Raw genomic sequence first — 21,812 nt, 5'->3', positions numbered from 1 at the left:
GGCAATAACCCCCTTATAATCAGGGGATGGAAGCTGAACAACTAAATACTATTTCAAATACCTTGTCCGATCTGCTCACCCGTGAGCAAGCTCTTCGGGGGTATCTTTGACTTCGAAGTAAAGTCACGTCGCCTTACCGAAGTTAACTCCATTCTGGAAGATCCCACCATTTGGGATGATCAAAAGAAAGCACAAGCCCTGGGCAAAGAGAAGAAATTGCTCGATGGCGTAGTGGCGACCCTTACCGATCTCAACACCAATATTACTAGCGCTCTTGAGCTGTTTGATATGGCCAAAGAAGAAAGCGATTTTGAAACGATTGGCGCTATTGAGAAAGATGTTGAGAGCTATAGCAAGACTATCGGCGATCTAGAGTTCCGTCGCATGTTCCACAACGAGATGGATTCATGTAATTGCTTTATCGATATTCAAGCTGGAGCTGGCGGTACCGAAGCCTGTGATTGGGCCAGTATGCTCTATCGTCAATACCTCAAGTATTGCGAGCGCAAGGGTTACAAAACAGAAATACTCGAAGAGTCTGATGGCGACGTTGCAGGCATTAAGAGTGCGACGATTAAAGTCGATGGTGAATACGCATACGGACATCTCCGCTCTGAAACTGGCGTGCATCGCTTGGTGCGTAAATCCCCTTTTGATTCTTCCAATGGTCGCCACACATCCTTTGCCTCTATCTATGTGTATCCAGAGATTGATGACTCGATTGAGATCGACGTTAATCCTGCCGATATTCGTACTGATACCTACCGCGCTTCTGGTGCAGGTGGTCAGCACATTAATAAAACCGACTCAGCTGTCCGTTTAACCCATATTCCAACGGGGATTGTGGTGCAGTGTCAGAACGACCGCAGTCAGCACCGCAACCGTGCTGAAGCGATGAGCATGCTCAAGTCTCGCCTCTACGAACATGAGATGCAAAAGCGCCGTGCCGAACAAGATAAATTAGAAGCCAGCAAGACCGATGTGGGCTGGGGCCATCAAATCCGCTCCTACGTCCTAGACCAAAGCCGTATTAAAGACTTGCGCACTAACGTTGAAATCTCTAATACTCAAAAAGTATTAGATGGTGATCTTGATGCCTTTATTGAAGCCAGCCTGAAACAAGGCGTGTAAAAACCGAACACCCATTACCGCACTGCTATAGATATGAACGATAAAACCCATTTAGACCCTTCCCCAACTACTGAAGCAGTTGATGAGAATCACATCATTGCGGAGCGCCGTGAAAAACTGGCCAAGCTTCGTGCTGGTGGCGTTGCATTTCCAAATGACTTTGTTCCCACCCATTTAGCAGTTGACTTGCATGCTCATTACGACAGTCTGACTAAAGAAGAATTAGCCGCCAAGAAAGTTCATGTCAAAGTAGCCGGACGCATGGTTCTCAAACGCGTGATGGGTAAAGCCAGCTTTGCCACTATTCAAGACCGCAGTGGGCAGATTCAGTTCTATATCAATGATGAGCTCAGCGGTGCCGACGTTCATAGTGCCTTCAAGCACTGGGATATGGGTGACTTTATCTCCGCCGAAGGCAATCTCTTTAAGACCAATAAAGGTGAGTTGTCTGTTGAATGCAGCAACTTACGCTTACTCAGCAAATCATTGCGCCCACTACCAGATAAGTTCCATGGCCTCTCAGACCTAGAGACTAAATACCGCCAGCGCTATGTAGACCTCATTGTGAATCCAGAGAGTCGCAATACATTTAAAGCACGTAGTAACGCAATTGCCTCTTTACGTCGCCATATGTTGGATGCAGATTTCATGGAAGTAGAGACGCCAATGCTCCACCCGATTCCTGGTGGCGCAGCAGCGAAGCCCTTTATTACTCACCACAACGCACTCGACATGCAAATGTTCTTGCGTATTGCTCCAGAGCTTTACCTCAAGCGTTTGGTAGTTGGTGGTTTTGAACGTGTCTTCGAAATCAACCGCAACTTCCGCAACGAAGGCGTAAGCCCACGTCATAACCCTGAATTCACCATGATGGAATTCTATGCGGCGTATACAGACTATCGCTGGTTAATGGACTTCACAGAAGGCTTGATTCGTGCAGCCGCAATGGATGCTCAAGGCACTGCTGTATTAACGCATCAAGGTCGTGAACTCGATCTGAGCAAACCATTCCAACGCCTAACCATTACTGGGGCCATCCTCAAGTACTGCGGTCAATCAGGCAAGAGCTATGATGCATCCCAGTTGGATGACATCAACTTCATTCGCGCTGAATTGAAAAAAGGTGGCGAGAACCCAGACGCTCCAACCCTCAAGAATGCAGGCATTGGCGCACTTCAACTTGCTTTATTTGAATTGGTTGCCGAAGAACATCTTTGGGAGCCAACTTATATCATCGATTATCCAATTGAAGTTAGTCCACTCGCTAGAGAATCCGATACCCGCCCAGGCATTACTGAGCGCTTCGAACTCTTTATTACCGGCCGTGAAATTGCCAATGGCTTCTCTGAGTTAAATGATGCTGAAGATCAAGCGAACCGCTTCCGCAAGCAAGTGGAACAAAAAGAAGCTGGCGATGAAGAAGCCATGTACTTTGACCATGACTTTATCCGCGCCCTAGAGTACGGCATGCCTCCAACTGGTGGTTGCGGTATTGGTATCGATCGTTTAGTCATGCTGCTGACCGATGCACCAAATATACGTGACGTGATTCTCTTCCCGCACTTGCGGCGCGAAGAAGAATAAATTCTTCAGCAAAGAAAAAAGAGAGGCAACTGCCTCTCTTTTTTTAACTTCTTTTCAATTACCATACCAGCAATCACTTAATTGCCATAGACCTCAACGCCACCTTTAATAGTTTTAAGGACTTGTATATTCTTAATATCATCTGGCGCAACCTTTAAAGGGTTTTGATCAAGAACCACTAAATCAGCAAGCTTTCCTGGTGCTAGCGATCCCTTGCTAAGCTCTTCCTTGTATTGATAGGCTGCATTGCGAGTAAAACCCTGTAAAGCCAAATACGGAGTAATCCGCTGTTCAGGCCCCAACACTGCCCCAGAGAATGTCTTACGGTTCACGGCACTCCAAACTGAAAAGAGCACATTAGGGCCGGATGAAGGGGTGTCATTATGCAGAGAAAGAGTTATACCTTTTACATTAGCGCTATTTGCTGGGCTTAAATTGGCAGCCCTCTCAGCACCTAAGACCCTGTTATAAACATCGCCATATAACCAAGTGTCATTGGGCATCATTACTGCCATCACGTTTTTCTTCTTGTAATCATCTAACTGATCATCGCGTGCAAAGAAAGAATGGGCAATCACGGTACGACGATCTTCTGTAATGCCAGTCTCCGCAATCGTTTTACTTAAAGCGGCTAGAGTCATATCAATGCCGGCATCCCCATTGCTATATCCAAAGTATTGAATATTTTTCTCGTAAGCTAACTTGGTGTACTTATCAAACAAGGCCTGTGGATAGTAGGCAAAGCCACGCCAGTCTTTTGGAAAGCCTGTGGTATCAAGATAGGGCTTGGTGAAGTAGGCCAAACGCAGTTGCGGTGCTCCATCGGTTGGCACCTGAATTCCGGCAACTTTAAATCCTCTGTCTCCGTGGCTATAAACACCAAACTGGGTATTGGGGTTGGAGGCCAACATTTGATCGACGATATCGAAAGTTGGTAAAGCAATTAAATCGATGGCCACAATTTTTCTATCGATAGCTAATCGCATATTACGCATATCCGCAATACTGGCTTCGTAACTTTGTGCCGTTGTAAAGCCATTGGAGACATAGATCTTCTCGGCTTTGCGGTAAGTTTCAAATGTCAGATCCTGTGAATACTTACCAACCGCCTTAGCAACCGCCTCTAAATAAGGCATGCCGATCAATTCACCTGTGAGTTGGCCAGTTTTAGGGTCTACTGGAATAAATCCGGAAACGGCTTTAGTGGCTTTTGTAATTCCTAATTTCTTTAGGCCAGCAGAATTCACCATACCAGTCAGCGTAGAGATATTCTCAAGCAACACCGCTTGCTTTGGAAATGCGGCATCCAGATCAGCGATTGTTAATCCACCATCAGACAGCATTGCTTCAGCGTAACCCGTGCCAATAACCCAACCATTAAATACTTTGGCCTCTGAACGCAGCCTGTTAATTAACTGGGCTCTAGTCTGCGGAGGATTTCTGGAGAAGTAGGCAAGATTGACACCGAGCGTATCTTGGGCGATTAATGCAAAGTGCCCCCAAGTGTCAATAAAGCCAGGCAATAGGGTGTGCCCTTTTAAATCTTGTAGAGCGGCATTGGATCCAGCCTGAGACAAGGCTTCGCGCATATCGCCGGTGTAGGTAATCTTGTTGTCTTTGACAACAATCGCCTCAACATACTTAGGAGCATCCCCCTCCATCGTGAGGATGTCTCCGTTGAAGTACACGGTTGGCACGGTGACATTGGCAGCGGAAGCTAATGAAAATGTGGTTAAAAGGAGAGCAAGAAACTTATAAGTATTTTTCATAATCTCTTTATAAACCATTTAGGCTAAAGAGCCTACCGAGCATTCCGCTTGGAGACTAATTATGCAGCCAAGCCTTTTTCGTCAAATACTCCTTCGAATAAGGCAGAGCTTAAGTAACGCTCAGCCGTATCTGGAAGCACCACCACGATGGTTTTACCCGCGTATTCAGGCTTCTTAGCTAAACGAACCGCTACTGCAGCTGCAGCACCACAGGAGATGCCCACCAAAATACCCTCTTCTTTAGCAATACGGCGGGCAAATTCAATAGCTTCTTCGTTGCTTACTTGCTCAACTTTATCGACTACTGATAAATCTAGATTCTCCGGAATAAAGCCGGCACCAATTCCTTGAATCTTATGTGGGGCAGGCTTGATTTCTTCACCATTGAGTTTTTGCGTGATGACTGGACTTGAGGTGGGTTCAACCGCAACCACCTCAATGTTTTTCTTCTTAGTGTTCTTAATATAACGGGCAACACCGGAGATTGTTCCGCCAGTTCCAACGCCCGCCACAAACACATCAATCTTGCCATCAGTATCTTCCCAGATTTCTGGACCGGTGGTCTTTTCATGAATCGCTGGATTCGATGGATTGCTAAATTGCTGCAGTAAGACATATTTAGGATCAGACTCTGCAATCTCTTTAGCCTTAGCAACCGCGCCATTCATGCCTTTAGGACCTTCGGTCAGGACAATCTTGGCACCCAAAGCCGTAAGCAACTTGCGGCGCTCAATACTCATGGTCTCTGGCATGGTCAATGTCAAAGGGATGCCGCGAGCTGCCGCTACGAAAGCCAATGCAATGCCAGTATTGCCACTAGTTGGCTCAACCAATTCCTTGCCTGGCCCTAAGATACCTTGTTCTTGCGCATCATTAATCATGGCCACACCAATACGACACTTCACTGAATAAGCTGGATTACGGCCTTCGATCTTGGCGAGCACAGTTGCCTTAGCACCATCAGTTACGCGATTTAAACGCACTAAAGGTGTCTTGCCAATGGTTTGGGAGTTGTCGGTAAAGTAAGTCATGAGGATTCCTTAATGCGAAGAGATTAATAGAGATCTTATGGGTTAAAGCAATTCTTGTAAAAGAAATGATGGTTATTAGCTAAATACTAAAAACAATTAAGACGCGCCCTGAGAACGAAGCAAGGTAACAGCCTCCTGAGCGGTCATTACACCCTCATCGGTGGGGACTACCCATACCTCAACACGGCTTTGTGGGGCGCTAATTTTTAACGTTAAATGCTGCGTTGCCTCTTGATTCAGGTTTTCATCTAACTCAACCCCAAGCCATGCCAGTTTTTTACAAACCGCTGACCTCAAAATAGGATCATGCTCGCCAATGCCGCCACTGAAAGAAATCAGATCGAGGCCACCGAGACAGCCAATCATGGCTCCGCCCTCGCGAATAATCTTATAGATAAATAAATCAATCGCCTCCTTGGCCAAGGGATCTGAACTGCCCCTCAGTTTTCTCATATCCGCAGAGATTGTTGAGACCCCAAGCAAGCCACTCTTTCTATAAAGAAGATCTTGCAGCTGATCATGGGTGTAGCCACGCTCGACCAAATACATCAATACACCAGCATCTAGAGATCCGCTACGAGTCCCCATCATCAAACCATCTAATGCAGAAAATCCCATCGTGGTCGCCACACTCTTGCCATCAATAGCAGCACACAAGCTAGCACCATTACCAAGGTGGGCCATCAACACTTTATCCCTCGCTTTGTTCGAGCTCTCCATAAGCTCGCCAATAATGTACTGATACGAAATTCCATGAAAACCATAGCGCCGAACTCCTTGATCAGTAATCTCTTTGGGCAATGCTAGAGATGTTTCGAGAGTACTCATGGTTTTATGAAAGGCGGTATCAAAACAAAGAACTTGTGGAATGCCCGGAAATACTTGAGAGAAAGCTTTCACGCCATCCAGACTATGGGGCTGATGCAATGGTGCTAGGGCACTCATCGCTGATAGCTTCTCTAGCGTAGCTGGGGTTGAAATGATGGGCTGAAAAAACTCAGAGCCCCCATGAACAATACGATGGGATACAGCCCGAATAGGAGGAAGATCTTTAATTCCGAGCAATAATTCCTTGAGATGCAATAAAGCAGCAATAAATGGATCTTGGTCAACATCCAAAAAATGATCAACATGCTCTACACCCTGATAGGCATAGCGAAGTTCAGTTTTTCCACCTGGCTCAAGACCCTCAAAACTGCCAGCCAAAATAGAAGGCAATACTGCACCATCGAGGGTTGGATAAATTGAAAACTTGAGAGATGAGGAACCAGCGTTAACGGTCAGAATTGCCATATGAATATAAGGTAGGTGTGATGAAGCTCATCAATGAAGAGGTAATGGTGAGAGCGCTATTCAGTTTTAGTATGTTTAAAAAATGTCACCGCAAATAAAATCAGTAAGACACAAAACCAAAACAAGGACCATTCCGGAACCTGTAATCCCAAAATAGCAGGCAACTTAGCAGAACAAAGTCCATCAGCCTTAAACAACCAAGGTAAACCTTGGACCAACTGAAATTGATTAATCCAAACCTCTAGAGGATCTATGCCGCAAGAAGCTTCTGGATAAGATAAGAGCCAGACTTGCTTGCCCGCGATGATGACTCCAAAACAAGCAGACATTGCCGCCAATAAGTGAAATAACTTTTTCAAAGCAGGAATGCCAGCTGCTAAAAAGCAACTGATAGCAATTCCAAGGCAGCCAATTCGCTGCAAGATGCAAAGGGGGCATGGCAAAAAAGGGGTGTCCTGATAGCCAAATTGCTGAAGTAAGACAGCAAAGACTACCAAGCTCAAGCTAAATAAAGAAATAAAGAGGTATTGAGTGCGGCTCATCCCTAGATGATAGCGAGATCACACTCCCAAAACCCCAAACCAAGGCTTTTATAACTAAAAGTGTATAACTTATAAGAAGTTTATTGGTGATTGCGTCTTGGATACCCCCTGTAGCAACCCAAGATTGAGGATAATTGAGGTTTAGACAACCTCATCAAGATTAAGCATTTATGGCAGCGTATAACACCGAAACCGTTCTGACCGTTCACCATTGGAATGACACACTTTTTAGCTTTACTACCACCCGCAATAAAGGTCTACGCTTTCGCAGCGGTCACTTTTTGATGATTGGTCTTGAGGTTGAAGGTAAACCACTTGTAAGGGCCTATAGCGTTGCTAGCCCTAACTACCAAGAGCATCTCGAATTTTTGAGCATTAAAGTCCAAGATGGTCCGCTGACTTCACGCCTACAAAAAATTCAGGTGGGAGACCCTATCCTCGTTAGCGAGAAATCTGTTGGTACTTTAGTCATTGATGATCTAAACCCTGGTAAACATCTGTATCTTTTCAGCACCGGCACAGGTCTTGCGCCATTCATGAGCATTATTCGTGATCCAGAGACTTACGATAAGTTCGAGAAGGTCGTTCTCATTCATGGTGTTCGCCTGGTCAGTGAACTGGCTTATGGTGACTATATTAAGAATGAGCTTACTCAGGATGAGTATCTGGGTGAGCTGATCAGAGAAAAGTTGATCTACTACCCTACCGTAACCAGAGAAGCTTTTAAGCATACTGGACGTCTAACTACCGCCATCGAATCCGGTCAACTATTTAAAGATATCGGCTTACCTCCATTAGATCCTGCGGTCGATAGAGCTATGATTTGTGGAAGCCCTTCCATGCTCAAGGAAACCGCGGAAATGCTTGATGCCAAAGGTTTCAAGGTATCCCCGAGTCTAGGTCAACTCGGTGACTATGTATTCGAACGAGCCTTCGTGGAGAAGTAATCTGCCGATTTAATATATCTAAAAGTAGTTTAGTTATCGCTATATATTCCTTGCGAATATATAGCGGCCTTGATACAGTGTTTCTAACGAGATCAGTTTCAAGGAGTTGAGATGTCACCTATCAGAGAGCACTACAACCCGGCCATTATTAGCCTGTTGCGCGAACACGATCAGCTGCCTCATGACAAAATTGCCGAAAGAAAAAGTTTTCAGCGCCAAATTCTTTTTTTAATGAACGCTATTAAAACAGCAGAATTTGAAACTTCATTTTCTTAAGCACTCAATCTAAATCAATCAGACATAAAAAAACCGCCTATCTGGCGGTTTTTTGTTAGCCTGAAATGTAACCTACTTCAGAGCATCTTATTTCAGAATCACTGATTAATCTTCTATTTGAAAATACACATCAGCGCTAGCTTGAACATTGACTTGTGTATTAGAAGAATTTTCGGCAACTGGAGAAGCAGCAAAAGTTTTTTCAGTCGTTAGCAAAACTGATTGAACAACTGCGTCTTGTTTGTTTTCAATTGTGTAACCCATATTGCACTCCTTTTTTTAATCTAAGCTGGCATATTCATCCAATGAGGTTACAGAATAGGGGTTTTTCTTATATCTGAGAAGAATATATATTTCATTTACTTATATCTATTTAAATATAAGTAAAAAGAGCAAATTAAAGCCTGCATTAGCAATCAGAAGCATTAAACAGAGCCTCTTTAAGGCATTGTCAGAAAGAGCGTGCATCCCCAAAACCCACTGCGCAAGACTTAGACCAAGCCAGTATGCCGGAATAGCGAAAAGAAGATAGGTAAGCCAGCCCAATCCACCACCCATCAAACTTGCGGCAACAATCGCAAATATAGAGATGCCAGAAACGAAATGGGATAACAAAGCCCTCGTTCTATCGAATGCTTGATTAGTTGAATTGAGGTATAGAGCAGCTGGAGGACCACCAATCCCGCAGGCTCCCAACAACAAGCCTGATAAGCCACCAGCCAATCCATCTAAAGCACTAGAACTGTTGAATCGCACATGGGGCTTAACTAACAAGTAAGCGGCGAAAAATAGAATAACTGCACTCGTCGCCGTCTTGAGTGTCACCAATGGAATAAATCTTCCTAACCAAATACCAAGCGGCAAAGACACTGCAGAAAAAATTAACATCAACCAAAGTCGAGGGCGATCTTCTTGATGCACCTTCCACTGCCGGGAAAGCAATACACCCCCAAATACTTCAGAGCACATCACAATCGGAATTAAAAAGGGGATTGGGAAAACCCACATTAAAAGAGGCGTCATGATGAGCGCCCCTCCGAAACCACTTAATCTTCTGAAAAATCCACCAAAAAATGCCGCGACTAGCAATAAACTGATCGAGGCTAGATTTTCAGGAATCAAACGGCCTCGCTGACATCATGTTCGCCAGCAATGAGATCACGAATCTGACGACGGATTTCTAAATAAGCGGGAGTATCTTCAACCATTCTACGAGGCTCGGGAACGCGGATAATTTCCTTCACTCTGCCAGGACGACGCGTCATCACGACAATGACATCTGAAAGATTGATGGCCTCCTCAATACTGTGGGTTACCAGTACTACCGTCTTGCTTTCTTCATTCAGAATTCGAATCATTTCAGCCTGCATCATGGCGCGATTTTGCGCATCTAAGGCCGCAAAAGGCTCATCCATTAAGAGGACTGTTGGATCCACAACCAGCGCTCTAGCGATCGAGACGCGTTGACGCATGCCGCCTGAAAGTTGATGTGGGTAGTGGTTTATGAACTGACTTAAGCCAACAAGAGCAGCAAAGCGAGTAACAATTTTCTTAATCTCTCCGGTATTAGTGCCTTTAATTTTTAGACCAAAAGCAATGTTGTCATACACAGTCAACCAAGGGAATAGTGCGTAGTCCTGGAACACCATCGAGCGATCCGCACCAGGGCCATTCACGACTTTTCCAGCGCACTCAATGCGACCGGCCGTTGGCACCTCAAACCCAGCAATTAAATTGAGTAAGGTGGTCTTTCCGCAACCGCTATGTCCCAAGATTGAACAAAACTCATTCTTGCGAACCTCTAGAGAGATGTCATCGATTGCCAAAACCTCTTGGCCCTTGGCATGCATTGACGGATAAATTTTTCGTACGTGTTCTACTTTAAGTGCTGGCATTGGATTATCTATTTACATGTTTAATGATTAACAATACTGCTTATGCATTCAGCGCTCTAGACCATGGCATAAGTTTCTGCGCCGTATATCGAATCAATCTATCTAGGCACAGACCAATCAATCCAATAGCCAACATGCCAACCAAAATGTAATCTGTTCTTAAAACAGTACGCGCATCATTAATTAAGAACCCCAAACCAGAGTTAGCACCGACCAATTCAGCCGCTACCAAAGCCATCCAACCCACTCCAAGACCAATACGAATACCAGTCACAATCTGAGGAAGCGCTGCACGCAAGACAACTCGAGTAATTACGCCCCAAGAACCAGCACCCAAACAACGTGCGGCACGAATCAGGTTCGGCTCTACATTCTTAACCGCATCAATCGTGTTTAAAAGAATTGGGAAGAAGATGCCCAAGAAAATAATGAATTGATTTTGGGTGTTGCCAACACCAAACCACAAAATACTCAGAGGAATCCAGGCGATTGGTGGAATGGGTCGCAAAATTTCTACGATCGGATCCACCTGCTCATTCACCCATTTAAAACACCCCATCACGATTCCTAGAGGGATTGCGACAGAGGCATAACAAAAAGCAATAAATTCTCTCGATAAGCTATCGAATAAATGTTTCCAGATTTCGCCAGATTTCATCAATTCGAAACCACCTTGTGCCACTCCCGAAGGAGGTGGCAACAAGGTAGCTTCTGTTTTATCCAGAATAAACCGACTGGCATATTCCCAGGCAGCAAGCAAGACAACCAATAAAGCAAGGCGACGAAATTGCTTGAAAAAATGAATGATTGGCATAGCGCTTTATTTTTTATAAACCTTACCGTCAAAAGACCAATCTCTAGTGAGATCACCCTTTTCTGAGAAGGCCTGAGGCTTAGAAGTGTTCAATGGATTCATATACGTTGGGTAAGGCGTTTTATCCATTGGCGCAGACCAGTTGGCAGGCAAGAATGGAGGACGAGTAATCGTTGCCCAACCCAATTTTTCAAATGTCTTATCCATAAAACGAGTATCCACAGCGCGGGCGAAATCAATACCTGTTAACTTATTCTGAATACGCTTGTTTTCATAAAGCCATGTATAGATCGGCTCATTTGCACGACCCCAGAACACTGGAATAGGATAAATGTAATTTGGCTTATACAAGAGGTTGTACGCAGAAATCTGCTGACGCAAGATTTCTTTTGAATAATTCTTCAGATTTGGGTCTTCCTGCATAACATCTACAGCAGCATCTGGATTTTTTCTAATCCAAAGTGTTGCTTCTGCAATTGCATCGGTAAACGCCTGAACAACATCGGGAGCGTTATCAATCACCTCTTGGCGTACATAGAAAGTACCCTCATAAATATTGTAGGGATAGCTATCACTAATAATTCTGGCGTTCTTACGTTCCTTAGACATGATGGTTGGGGTCGGATCCCAAGGCACTACTGCATCAATACCCTTAGGCATCGCCATTTGCTCACCCGGAGGCATATTTTTCAGGATGATATCTTTACCAATCTCAATACCATTAGCCTTCGCTGCAGCTTGAATGTAGAACTCCGCAGAGGAGCCAGTCACAATGCCAATAGTGGCCGGAGGATTTGATCCTTTGAAGTCTTTAAAGGATTTGATTTTGGAGTCCAATGGGACCAATACCGCATGCATCAAATTTGTATTGATCACCGCAATCGTTTTAACGGGAACATTTTTATCAATTAATGAAGTAAATGGGAAATTTCCGCCATTACCAAACTGGAATCGACCGGAGATGATCACCTCATTAATTGCTGGCCCAGATGGGAATGCTTGTAATTTTGATTCGATACCACGCTTGGCCAAAAGACCTTTTTTATCCATTACCAAGTTAATCGTATTTTGACCAGACCATGGCGGCTGAAATGCAATCTGCAATGGCCACCAACCTTTTTCCTTGAGCCAGGCTACAGACTTAGCAGAAACCTTCTCATCAGCACCCTCCGGCCATCCGTAGTCGTTGAATTTAGTTGCATTTTGAGCCATCGAAAGCATTGGAGCGCCCGATAACATGGCGACAGCGAGCACTGAAAAGATACGGCGTGATGCGCTAAATTGTTTCATTACGATCTCCTTAAGAATGAAATTTCTTGTACCGAATACAAAAAGCAAAAGTCAAAAAAACTAACTGCTGAAGCTTAACTCTATACCGCCCAACTTGGTTCTAATTTTTCTATATTCTTTTTTCATAACTAAATACTTCACCAACTCAGTAAAGGGCTGCAAAGCAGGCCCTTGCTTCAAAGCTTCCTGAGCACCATCTCTTAATCCTGTTGCAAGGTTTTCAGGATAAAAAGCATGCAAGCTCAACTGCTCCTTACTTACTGAACGCCCCCATTTTTTTCTTAATACCGGCAATGCAGGTTCAATCAACTCCCCAGGCCTACGAGATGCGTTGTAATCTACATTGGCACGATTCATCACTTCAGCACTTGGAGTGCCAGCTAATCTTCCGTAGTGACCTTTGAGGTACAACTTCACCTCATCAGGAATCGTTTTATAACGCTCACCCTGCATCACATTCAGAACAGCTTGAGTCACGATATATTGGGCAAATGGGCTGACCAATATGGGGTAACCCAAGTCTTCACGAACTCTGGCCGTCTCTTCAAGAATCTCAGCTTCCCTATGTGAAATACCCATTGTGGCTAATTGAGCACGTAAATTAGAAATCATTCCGCCAGGGATTTGATGCTCATATAAGGCTGGGTCGTAACTGGCTTTCTCTCCGCGAGAAAAATTGTCACGCGCGCAAATCCAATCAAAGTATTCATCCACTTTTTGCAAAGCAGAGAGATTCATCTTTGGTGCACGGCCTAGTTTCTGTGCGCTGGCATAGACATCTAGCACAGAAGGCAAGGAAGCGCCATTCGCTAAACAGTCTGTTGCGACATATCCATAAGCAAATCCAGCCTTGATAGCCTCTTCGTATACCAATGGAGCCAAACCAGATTGGCAGTGGGAATGCAATTTAATCGGGATACCAGCAGCTGCAGAGACTACCGCAGGGAAAAGTGTTGCGGCCCGATCAGGAGTGAGTAAGCCAGTTGGGTCTTTTACCGAAATAAAATCGACGCCCAACTTTACCAACTCATGTGTGCGGGCAATAAAGTACGCATCGTCATGCACAGGGCTTAAGGCATACGTCAACATGGCATTGATTAACATGCCATATTTTTTACCTGCCTTAACAGAAGATTCAATATTGCGGTTATCGTTCAGGGCATCGTAAACAGTGAGCACCTTCACGCCAGACTGAGCCAATAACTCCACATTGAGCTCCACTACGTCGTCTGGGAATAACTCAAATGTATAAATACTTTGACCACGAGTTAATGCATCTGTCGGCGTAGTGAGTTGCTTACTCAAAAACTCCATGCGCTTCCAGGGATCCTCGCGCAAGAATCGCACCATGACATCGAATACAGCTCCGCCCAATATATTGATGAATCCATAGCCAGCCTGATCAATATCATCCAAGGCTGGATACATATGGGGAGTAGTCATGCGGGTAGACCAAAGACACTGGTGCGCATCGCGCAAAGTGACATCAATCATTTCAAATGGCTTCTTCTTAATCATCACGCAAGCTCAATCACCATCAGAGGCTGCCCAACTTCGATCGTTGCGCCATCCTCAACCAAAATCCGTGACACCTTGCCTGAACATTCCGCAGGAATGGTATTGAGCAACTTCATTACTTCAACTATGCATACATCTGTAGCAGGTGTAACGCTATCACCCACCTCAACAAATGGCGGAGAGCTTGGGCTTGGCCTACGATAAAAAGTACCAATCATTGGACTCACGATCATGCGCTCTGAAGATGAAATAGTCAGTGCAGCATTAGCAGTCGGGACAGCAATAGGGCTTGGAGCAGACACAGTCACTGGGGAGGCAGCGTATGCGGCCGGAGCAGCAATATTTGGGGCTCCTACAGAAATCTCAATCTCAAATTCTTCCGTCTTATAACCAAAGGTAGTAAACGTACCCGCGTCCTTGATGAGGGCAACAATCTCCTTTACCTGCTTCATCGTGAACTCAGGGGGCATCTTCACCTTGGTTGCAGCTTTTTTTGCTGGAACTTTTTTAGAAGTCTTTGGATTTGCTTTCGCTTTTGAGGCGGCTTTCTTTTTTGTTTGCACTGTCTCGTATTTTTAGTTAATATTTTCTCTAATGAAATTTAAAGTATCATCAGATGAAATGCTTTAAGGGTAAACACTTAAAAATGCAAATATCCTCAAAAAATCCTTAATAAATGCCGCAAAAGCTCTCCCGCATCACTCCTCCAGCCGAAATATTGGAAGAATCCGCCAAATCCAGCATGGCGGAAAAAGTGCTGCTCATTCTAGAGACGATTGCGCAATCAGAATTTCCACTCACGCTTGAGACCATATCTACTAGCACCGGATTAGCCAAGCCCACCGCATTTAGATTGCTAAACACACTAGTTACCCAAGGATTTATTGAGCGAGATCCCAATGGCAGGCGTTTTCAACCCAGCGCAAAACTCAGAATCTTAGGGATCAATATTCTCTCGGTGGACTCGATCCGGTCACAACGCGTAGCAGTCATGAAACGTTTAGTCGAAGAAATTGGGGAAACTTGTAACTTCAATATTTTGGATGGCAACAAAGTGATGTATCTAGACCGCGTCGAAACAAGCGCACCTATTCGACTTCACGTAGATCTAGGTATGCGCGTTCCGCTTCACTGCACTGCTAGTGGAAAATTATTTCTCTCCGGCATGACTGAATTGCAGGTTCAGCGCTCACTTGGAAACGAGCCTTTTAAAACTTATACCCCCAAAACAATTACCACTTACGATAAATTATTTTCTGAGCTGGAAAATATTCGTCAAAACGGCTATGCCCTTGATGAATCAGCCTTCCTGGAGGGTTTCATTGGTATCGCTGTACCAGTAATTAATTCTAAACAGAAAACCTTTGCGACGATTACGGCTCATGGGCCCGCTCCGCGCATGCAAGAAAAATCCATTGATTTTTATATCAAACCTTTAAAACGCGCTGCCCAAGATATACAAAGCAGCCTATCTGAAACTAGTAATTAATTTTTTGGAATTCATATGAGTACACCCGTAATTATTACAGTAGCAATGACCGGAGCGATTCCGAGAAAAAAAGATTGTCCAGGTTTGCCAGTAACTACTAGCGAGCAGATTGAAGAAACTCAGAAGGCATTTGAAGCGGGTGCTTCTCTTGCACACATTCATGTGCGCAACCCTGATGAAACCCCAAGCTCTGATCCTGATTTATATGCAAAGGTACAAGAAGGCATTCAGAAATATTGTCCAGGAATGATTATTCAATTTTCTACCGGTGGTCGTGGGCGCGATCAGGCGGCACGTGGCGGCATGCTCTTTCATCGGCCTGATATGGCCTCCTTAGCAACCGGATCAGTCAACTTCCCTACTGGCATCTACGAAAATCCACCAGAATTTGTAGATGGCCTCGCAAGTGAGATGCTCAAATACGACATCAAGCCAGAAATTGAGATATTCGACCTGGCTATGCTCTACAACGCGGCGAATCTCATTGAACGTGGCTTGCTAAAAGCGCCGGCTCACGTGCAATTTGTGATGGGCATCCCAAATGCAATGCCAGCGAGACGCTCGATTCTAGAATTTCTCATTTCAGAATTAAAGGCCGTAATGCCTGATGCCACCTGGACTGCAGCAGGTATTGCACGTCATCAACTCACTGTAAATGAATGGACCCTTGAATTAGGTGGTCACGTTAGAACCGGGTTGGAAGACAATACTCGCTTTGATAAAACCCGCGCTGCAAAAGATAATGCAGAGCTTGTTGCGCGCTTAGCTGAAATAGCTCCTAGATATAACCGAACAGTTGCTACGCCAGCACAAGCTCGCGAAATTTTAGGTTTAAGGAAGCACTAATTAGCATGCTAAACACATCGTTCGATTACATTGTTGTCGGCGGCGGATCATCTGGCTGTGTTTTGGCTAACCGCTTATCAGAGGATCCTAAAAATTCCGTTTGCCTTATTGAGGCTGGGCCTAAGGACCGCTCTCCTTGGATTCATCTACCAATTGGCTATGCGAAAACCATGTGGGATCCAAAACTCAATTGGAAATTTCAGACCGAGCCTGATCCCGGCGTGAACAATCGACAAATTTATTGGCCTAGAGGAAAGACATTAGGTGGCTCTAGCTCAATCAATGGCTTAATTTTTATTCGCGGCCAGAAAGAAGATTACGACACTTGGCGTGATCTCGGTAATCCAGGTTGGGGTTGGGATGATGTACTACCCTACTTTAAAAAAGCAGAAGGTAATGATCGCTTGGGCGAGCCATTGCATTCTAAAACTGGGCCATTAAAAGCCTCGTCCATTCCAAAGAAGCATCCCTTAGTTGAGGCATTTAAAAAGACAGCTAATACTTTAGGAGTGCCAGAGACAGATGACTTTAATAACCTAACGCAGGAAGGCGTTGGTTACTATCAACTCACCACCTACAAAGGCTTTCGCTGCAGCACTGCAGTTGCTTACTTAAAGCCTGCTAAGAAACGCAGTAACTTACAGATCTTGACAGATAGCCAGGCTTGCAAAGTTATTTTTGAAAATAAAAAAGCCGTTGGAGTCGAGATTATTCGCAATGGCATTAAGAGTGAAGTTCGCGCGAATAAAGAAGTCATTCTCAGCGCTGGCGCCATCCTAAGCCCGCAGCTCCTGCAATTATCAGGAGTAGGTCCCGCAAAACTCCTTCAGGAATTTAATATTCCTGTTGTGGTTGATTTGCCAGGGGTCGGTGAAAACCTACAAGACCATCTGCAACACCGTCTTATTTATGAGCTAAACCAACCCATCTCCACCAACGACCAACTCTCATCTTGGTTTGGGCAATTAAAAATGGGTTTGGATTGGCTGCTCTTCCGCGGTGGCCCATTATCGATCGGCATCAATCAAGGCGGCCTCTTTACACGAGTGATGAAAGATTCCAAAACGCCTGATATTCAATTTCACTTGGCAACACTTTCCGCTGAAATGGCTGGGGGCAAGGTGCATCCTTTTTCTGGATTCACCATGTCAGTATGTCAATTACGACCAGAATCTCGAGGTCATGTCCGCATTCAATCTTCGGACCCACTCGTGCCGCCAAAAATGTTTGCCAACTACATGTCGACACCATACGACCGCGATATCAATATTGCCGCAGTCAAGTACGCCAGAAAAATTGCGCAGACTGAACCACTGCGATCTCTTGTGGTCAGAGAGGTCAAGCCCAATAACCCCCAATCAGATGAAGAAATCTTAGAGTTTTGCCGCAATAATGGTGCAACGATTTTCCACCCTACTGGCACATGTCAAATGGGTCCAGATACTGATCCAATGGCAGTGCTTGACTCCTCTTTAAGAGTTAGAGGTGTACAAGGTTTGAGAGTGGTTGATTGCTCTGCCATGCCAACACTTCCCTCAGGCAATACCAATTGGCCAGCAGTGATGCTCGCTGAGAGAGCCTCAGACCTTATTCTAGGAAAGATTCAATCTCACTAATGCATTACCTTATCTTTTCCTTAATTGGAGTGATGACAGGCTTACTAATGGCCCTTTTTGGTATTGGTGGCGGTGCATTTATTGTTCCGGCATTAGATGCTGCCTTTTTAGCAGTGCCCAATTCTGCTCATCCGCCTTTTCAACTAATAGTGATTGGTAGCTTATGCACCATTGTTATAGGATCCCTACCCCGCGCTATTAAAGTTTTAATTGGCGATAAAAATGAACGTGGTATTGCAAGGCTATTAATACTCAGTGCGCTACCATTCATATTGCTAGCCAGCCTAGCAGCCACTCAATTGGCTGATCAAGCGTTGCGCCTAGGGTTTTCTGGGACGATTGTTTTAATTGGGCTATGGACTCTCTTTGGCAAAAATCCGTCGAGCAAATCAGCTCCCACCCCCATCAAACCCAGCACTTATAAACTCATTGCCGTAGGGGCTATTTCTGGAATTTCATCAGCATTATTTGGTCTTGGTGGCGCAACCCTCTTGATGCCGCTCTTAACAATGTGGGTAGGATTGCCGATTGCTATTTGTGTTGATATTTCGATTCTATTTGTATCGGCAACTTCCATCGTGAGTCTTACTACCCTCAGTTCAGCATGGGTGGGAATTCATGGGGCAGATAGCATCGACAGCACAATCTTAATTTTGATACTCATTCTAGGGATAAGCGCCGCATTGACGCAGACTCTGGCAGCAGGAAAATTAGTCAGAATGAAGGATGGCTTAAGGCAGCGCTTACTAGGGTGCTACCTCGTAAGTCTGGGCATCTGGGTAATTGCCCGCTCTCTTAGCTAAATCTTAAAATCTAAGCCACTTTAGGAATAACATCCATCAGCTTTAAGCGCTGAACCTTGCCAGATGGTCCACGCGGCAGATCTTCCATAAAGAGAATAATCTTCGGCGTTCTGAATTTGCCCAATTCTTTTAGGCAAAACTGGCGCATCTCTTCTTCGGAACAAGCGGCGCCTGGTTTGAGAACAATGCAAACCATAATTTCTTGGCCATAGTTGCTATCTGGAATACCAACTGCCGCCGCATCCAATACTGCAGGATGCTTTAGGACAGCCTCATCGATTTCTCGGGGGGCAATATTTTCTCCGCCTTTAATAATGAGTTCCTTAAGGCGTCCGGTGATGAAATAAAAACCATCGTCGTCACGCATTCCAAGATCACCCGTCTTAAGCCATCCCTCACTATCGAAAGCCTTTGCAGTTTCTGCTTCTGCTTTGTAATAAGCATTCAGAACATTACCGCCACGTAGGCAAATCTCACCAACAGTATTATTGCCCTGAAGGTTACCTTCTGGATCGATCACCTTTGCCTCTACCCCACAAGGTTGACCTGGGCTGCCATAGCGCCGGCTTTCATCATGGGGGTTACAAAAAACCATGGATGCTGACTCTGTCATACCCATGCCTTCGATCACCGTTATTCCAAAGAGCGCCTCGAATTCACGATGATGCTCGGGGGGTAAGGGAGCAGAAGCAGATCGACCAAAACGAATCGATTTCAACTCCTCGCGACTTGGCAATGCACCCCCACTCTTGGCAGCATTAATTAAATACGCAATGATGGTTGGGACCATATTGATCCACGTGCAGTGGTATTGAATGGCCAAGCTCCACCAATTCTTTACAGAGAATGAATGTGGGGCCACAACAGATCCGCCAGATACAAACGGAGTAATAGTAGAAATTACCTGGCCATTAATGTGATAAATCGGCAAAGAGCTCAATACAACATCTGCTTGCGTCAATGAATGCCATGCAGCCATGGATCGAGCTGCATGCAATAAATTGGCGTGAGTTAATAAGACGCCCTTAGGCGTACCTGTTGTACCTGAGGTATACATTAAAAGTGCAGGTCGTGAAGACTCTACCGCAGGCAATATTCCAGGGGCGCATTGCATAAAAGGGCCTGCGGCGGCATCTGGGTCAAGCTCTACTAACAGGAACTTTCTTTTGGTTTTCTCAATGGCCAAAAATAGACTTTGCTTCTTGTCGGGCGAGTAAAACAAAACTTCAATGTCGCTATGATCCAAGACCCAGGCCAACTGATCCGTGGGGGCCAATAGGTTTAAAGGTGTGATGACTCGACCGCAAGACATGGTTGCCAAAAATACTGTGCTGGTCTGGCGCCCGTTTTGCATAAATAAGCCAACGTGGCCCTGCTCACTAATACCTTGTTGCTCTAACCAGGTTGAAAAGTGACGCGCTTCTTTTGCGAGCTGCCCATAAGTTAGAGAAAACCCAATCTCAGGTGCAAATAGAAATGGTTTTTCAGGCTGCACTGCCTCCCAGTGCACCAGTACTTCGCCCAAACTCTTGCAAGCTGCAGTCATCTTTAAACTAGGCCTGTGGAAAGCGGCTGAAATATTCTTTCAACAAATCCTCTACCTTGGGCACATGCTCAGGGATTGGTCTAACCACTCTTGTGATGTTCATGTAGTGGCGGTAATTCATATTCTCAGAGAAATTATTTTTTCCCCAGGTACCACATCCCATGGATAAAGAAAAAGGTAGGCCATTTTCAAAGCTACCACCCGTTGCAATCGCATGAGCCTGATTCACAATAATTCTAGCTACCGGCAATTGCTGCGCTAGTGCTGCAGCCCTAGCAGCTTGTATGTCACCGCTTTGCGCGGTATGAAAGCCAACAGAATGTCCAGCCCCTTGATAGGCATAAACATTGGCAATTAATTGTTTGGCTGCCTCAAAATCTGCAGCCTTCCAAACGGTTAAAACTGGACTCAGTTTTTCACCAGAAAATGGTGCATCTGGGCCATAACCCTGCTCTTCAACCATAAAAAATTTGGCTGATTTTGCTTTTGGATTCTGTAATTGAGCGCGCTCAGCAATGACCGCTGGATTCTGAGCTGTCAGTGTTGATGTCAGCTTGCCATGATGGAACATCACATCCTCAAGCCTCTTCTTGTCAGCCTCATCCAACATCAAGCCGCCTACCGCCTCAAGAGCACCAATGGCTTTGTCGTAAACCTGAGCGCAAATGACCGTCCCATTCTCGCTGGAACAACTGGTAGCGTTGTCAAATGTTTTGGACTGCAGTATTTTGTTAGCAGCACCAGCAAGATCAGCATGTTCATCAATAATCACCAACACATTGCCTGCGCCGACCCCAAAAGCAGGTGTACCGCAAGTATATGCAGCGCGGATATTAGATTGAGAGCCTGTTGCAACAACCAGATCAGCTAATCGCATTAATTCATTCGTGGAGTCTTTGGTGATTGGTGATGGCAACATCTGCACTAAATCACGAGGCGCTTTTACTTGATCCAATTGCTGATGAACAAACTCCAACAAACGTGCGCAGGTTGATTGCCCTTTTGGAGAGGGCGCAATAACTACTGCATTACGGCACTTTAAGGCATTCAAAATTTTGTTAATTGGGGTTGCGCCAGGGTTGGTTGAAGGCGTGATGGCCGCAACCACACCAACTGGGCGAGCATATTCTGTAAGCCCTGTTTTTAAATCTTCAGAAATAATCCCCACCGTTTTGGCATAACTTAAGTCTCGTACCAAGCCTAGGGTTTTTCTAAAGTTCTTTTTAAACTTATCAGCTACATCCCCAAGACCAGTATCTTTGACAGCCAGCTCTGCCAACTCTTGATTGCGCTTTGGCTCCAATATTGACCAAGCTACAGCCTCAACCACTAAATTGACTTGTGCTTGCGTATATTGCTCGTATATTTTTTGAGCCGCACGTCCGCGCTCAACAATAGCTTCTACTGGCGTCATCATTTATC

General features: G+C 45.1%; 21 protein-coding genes. 8 read left to right on the top strand and 13 right to left on the bottom strand.

The features are described 5' to 3' along the window. Positions 1-26: 26 nt before the first annotated feature. Both prfB and lysS read left to right on the top strand, forming a co-directional pair. A protein-coding gene (gene prfB / locus FD963_RS02755; RefSeq protein ID WP_215321673.1) for a peptide chain release factor 2 occupies positions 27-1,131 on the top strand; the annotation gives its coding sequence in 2 pieces (ribosomal slippage) (positions 27-98 and positions 100-1,131; 1,104 coding nt in all). Between the two features lie 33 nt (positions 1,132-1,164). Beyond that, complete coding sequence (gene lysS, locus FD963_RS02750; protein ID WP_215362832.1) at positions 1,165-2,715, top strand: lysine--tRNA ligase; 1,551 nt, start codon at positions 1,165-1,167, stop codon at positions 2,713-2,715. Between the two features lie 77 nt (positions 2,716-2,792). Here lysS and FD963_RS02745 read toward each other — a convergent pair whose 3' ends face one another. The 4 genes from FD963_RS02745 to FD963_RS02730 form a co-directional block, all read right to left on the bottom strand. Next, entirely contained in the window at positions 2,793-4,484 is a 1,692-nt protein-coding gene (locus FD963_RS02745; RefSeq protein WP_215362831.1) for an amidohydrolase, read from the bottom strand. A gap of 59 nt (positions 4,485-4,543) precedes the next feature. Continuing rightward, on the bottom strand, positions 4,544-5,515 hold the full coding sequence (cysK, locus tag FD963_RS02740; RefSeq protein WP_215362830.1) for a cysteine synthase A: 972 nt from the start codon (positions 5,513-5,515) through the stop codon (positions 4,544-4,546). Positions 5,516-5,611: 96 nt separating this feature from the next. Further along, a complete protein-coding gene (locus FD963_RS02735) occupies positions 5,612-6,808 on the bottom strand; it encodes an acetate/propionate family kinase (RefSeq protein ID WP_215362829.1) in 1,197 nt (398 codons plus the stop codon). A gap of 56 nt (positions 6,809-6,864) precedes the next feature. Then, the gene (locus FD963_RS02730; protein ID WP_215362828.1) at positions 6,865-7,350 is read right to left on the bottom strand and encodes a disulfide bond formation protein B; all 486 of its coding nucleotides are present in this window, start codon (positions 7,348-7,350) and stop codon (positions 6,865-6,867) included. A 170-nt stretch (positions 7,351-7,520) separates the two neighbouring features. Here FD963_RS02730 and FD963_RS02725 point away from each other — a divergent pair, with 170 nt between their 5' ends. Together FD963_RS02725 and FD963_RS02720 are read left to right on the top strand one after the other, a co-directional pair. Continuing rightward, a complete protein-coding gene (locus FD963_RS02725) occupies positions 7,521-8,297 on the top strand; it encodes a ferredoxin--NADP reductase (protein ID WP_215291637.1) in 777 nt (258 codons plus the stop codon). 111 nt (positions 8,298-8,408) lie between these two features. Then, complete coding sequence (locus FD963_RS02720) at positions 8,409-8,573, top strand: hypothetical protein (RefSeq protein WP_215364028.1); 165 nt, start codon at positions 8,409-8,411, stop codon at positions 8,571-8,573. A 105-nt stretch (positions 8,574-8,678) separates the two neighbouring features. Here the strand turns inward: FD963_RS02720 and FD963_RS02715 are convergent, their stop codons facing one another. The 7 genes from FD963_RS02715 to accB form a co-directional block, all read right to left on the bottom strand. Beyond that, complete coding sequence (locus FD963_RS02715; protein WP_215362827.1) at positions 8,679-8,837, bottom strand: hypothetical protein; 159 nt, start codon at positions 8,835-8,837, stop codon at positions 8,679-8,681. A gap of 105 nt (positions 8,838-8,942) precedes the next feature. Beyond that, on the bottom strand, positions 8,943-9,662 hold the full coding sequence (locus tag FD963_RS02710) for a sulfite exporter TauE/SafE family protein (RefSeq protein ID WP_251367347.1): 720 nt from the start codon (positions 9,660-9,662) through the stop codon (positions 8,943-8,945). Positions 9,663-9,691: 29 nt separating this feature from the next. Continuing rightward, on the bottom strand, positions 9,692-10,468 hold the full coding sequence (locus FD963_RS02705) for an ABC transporter ATP-binding protein (protein ID WP_215362825.1): 777 nt from the start codon (positions 10,466-10,468) through the stop codon (positions 9,692-9,694). A gap of 40 nt (positions 10,469-10,508) precedes the next feature. Next, entirely contained in the window at positions 10,509-11,282 is a 774-nt protein-coding gene (locus FD963_RS02700) for an ABC transporter permease (protein WP_215362824.1), read from the bottom strand. 6 nt (positions 11,283-11,288) lie between these two features. Next, positions 11,289-12,572: an ABC transporter substrate-binding protein gene (locus FD963_RS02695; protein WP_215362823.1), complete on the bottom strand. Its 1,284-nt coding sequence runs from the start codon at positions 12,570-12,572 to the stop codon at positions 11,289-11,291. A 60-nt stretch (positions 12,573-12,632) separates the two neighbouring features. Further along, positions 12,633-14,090 (bottom strand): pyruvate carboxylase subunit B, encoded by a 1,458-nt coding sequence (locus tag FD963_RS02690; protein ID WP_251367346.1) that lies wholly within the window; start codon positions 14,088-14,090, stop codon positions 12,633-12,635. Beyond that, positions 14,090-14,653, bottom strand: coding sequence for an acetyl-CoA carboxylase biotin carboxyl carrier protein (gene accB / locus FD963_RS02685; protein ID WP_215362821.1), 564 nt, complete (start codon positions 14,651-14,653; stop codon positions 14,090-14,092). The genes FD963_RS02690 and accB overlap by 1 nt, the downstream gene beginning before the upstream one ends. A 113-nt stretch (positions 14,654-14,766) precedes the next feature. Between accB and FD963_RS02680 the strand changes: the two genes are divergently transcribed. From FD963_RS02680 to FD963_RS02665, 4 genes are read left to right on the top strand one after another with little or no spacing between them, the layout of a single operon-like run. Next, the gene (locus FD963_RS02680; protein WP_215362820.1) at positions 14,767-15,579 is read left to right on the top strand and encodes an IclR family transcriptional regulator; all 813 of its coding nucleotides are present in this window, start codon (positions 14,767-14,769) and stop codon (positions 15,577-15,579) included. Between the two features lie 15 nt (positions 15,580-15,594). After that, positions 15,595-16,425 (top strand): 3-keto-5-aminohexanoate cleavage protein, encoded by an 831-nt coding sequence (locus FD963_RS02675; RefSeq protein WP_215362819.1) that lies wholly within the window; start codon positions 15,595-15,597, stop codon positions 16,423-16,425. 5 nt (positions 16,426-16,430) lie between these two features. Then, the gene (locus FD963_RS02670; RefSeq protein WP_215362818.1) at positions 16,431-18,041 is read left to right on the top strand and encodes a GMC family oxidoreductase; all 1,611 of its coding nucleotides are present in this window, start codon (positions 16,431-16,433) and stop codon (positions 18,039-18,041) included. Between the two features lie 32 nt (positions 18,042-18,073). Next, on the top strand, positions 18,074-18,844 hold the full coding sequence (locus tag FD963_RS02665; protein ID WP_215362817.1) for a sulfite exporter TauE/SafE family protein: 771 nt from the start codon (positions 18,074-18,076) through the stop codon (positions 18,842-18,844). A gap of 10 nt (positions 18,845-18,854) precedes the next feature. On the opposite strand, the gene FD963_RS02660 is transcribed toward FD963_RS02665, so the two are convergent. After that, positions 18,855-20,390 (bottom strand): AMP-binding protein, encoded by a 1,536-nt coding sequence (locus tag FD963_RS02660; RefSeq protein ID WP_215362816.1) that lies wholly within the window; start codon positions 20,388-20,390, stop codon positions 18,855-18,857. 7 nt (positions 20,391-20,397) lie between these two features. After that, entirely contained in the window at positions 20,398-21,807 is a 1,410-nt protein-coding gene (locus FD963_RS02655; protein WP_215362815.1) for an aldehyde dehydrogenase family protein, read from the bottom strand. Positions 21,808-21,812: the final 5 nt, after the last annotated feature.

Origin of the sequence: Polynucleobacter sp. JS-JIR-II-50, assembly GCF_018687895.1 — a bacterium.
Classification (GTDB): domain Bacteria; phylum Pseudomonadota; class Gammaproteobacteria; order Burkholderiales; family Burkholderiaceae; genus Polynucleobacter.
Note: the sequence above shows the minus strand (reverse complement) of the source record. Positions and strands in the feature narration are given on the sequence as shown.

Bases quoted from the DNA above. Each gene is read 5' to 3' on its own strand.
- FD963_RS02690 (WP_251367346.1), bottom strand. From the start codon at position 14,090: ATGATTAAGAAGAAGCCATTTGAAATGATTGATGTCACTTTGCGCGAT.
- FD963_RS02665 (WP_215362817.1), top strand. From the start codon at position 18,074: ATGACAGGCTTACTAATGGCCCTTTTTGGTATTGGTGGCGGTGCATTT.
- FD963_RS02660 (WP_215362816.1), bottom strand. From the start codon at position 20,390: ATGACTGCAGCTTGCAAGAGTTTGGGCGAAGTACTGGTGCACTGGGAG.
- FD963_RS02655 (WP_215362815.1), bottom strand. From the start codon at position 21,807: ATGATGACGCCAGTAGAAGCTATTGTTGAGCGCGGACGTGCGGCTCAA.
- FD963_RS02705 (WP_215362825.1), bottom strand. From the start codon at position 10,468: ATGCCAGCACTTAAAGTAGAACACGTACGAAAAATTTATCCGTCAATG.
- FD963_RS02725 (WP_215291637.1), top strand. From the start codon at position 7,521: ATGGCAGCGTATAACACCGAAACCGTTCTGACCGTTCACCATTGGAAT.
- lysS (WP_215362832.1), top strand. From the start codon at position 1,165: ATGAACGATAAAACCCATTTAGACCCTTCCCCAACTACTGAAGCAGTT.
- FD963_RS02735 (WP_215362829.1), bottom strand. From the start codon at position 6,808: ATGGCAATTCTGACCGTTAACGCTGGTTCCTCATCTCTCAAGTTTTCA.
- FD963_RS02695 (WP_215362823.1), bottom strand. From the start codon at position 12,572: ATGAAACAATTTAGCGCATCACGCCGTATCTTTTCAGTGCTCGCTGTC.
- FD963_RS02745 (WP_215362831.1), bottom strand. From the start codon at position 4,484: ATGAAAAATACTTATAAGTTTCTTGCTCTCCTTTTAACCACATTTTCA.
- cysK (WP_215362830.1), bottom strand. From the start codon at position 5,515: ATGACTTACTTTACCGACAACTCCCAAACCATTGGCAAGACACCTTTA.
- FD963_RS02680 (WP_215362820.1), top strand. From the start codon at position 14,767: ATGCCGCAAAAGCTCTCCCGCATCACTCCTCCAGCCGAAATATTGGAA.
- FD963_RS02675 (WP_215362819.1), top strand. From the start codon at position 15,595: ATGAGTACACCCGTAATTATTACAGTAGCAATGACCGGAGCGATTCCG.
- FD963_RS02715 (WP_215362827.1), bottom strand. From the start codon at position 8,837: ATGGGTTACACAATTGAAAACAAACAAGACGCAGTTGTTCAATCAGTT.
- FD963_RS02670 (WP_215362818.1), top strand. From the start codon at position 16,431: ATGCTAAACACATCGTTCGATTACATTGTTGTCGGCGGCGGATCATCT.
- FD963_RS02730 (WP_215362828.1), bottom strand. From the start codon at position 7,350: ATGAGCCGCACTCAATACCTCTTTATTTCTTTATTTAGCTTGAGCTTG.
- FD963_RS02720 (WP_215364028.1), top strand. From the start codon at position 8,409: ATGTCACCTATCAGAGAGCACTACAACCCGGCCATTATTAGCCTGTTG.
- FD963_RS02700 (WP_215362824.1), bottom strand. From the start codon at position 11,282: ATGCCAATCATTCATTTTTTCAAGCAATTTCGTCGCCTTGCTTTATTG.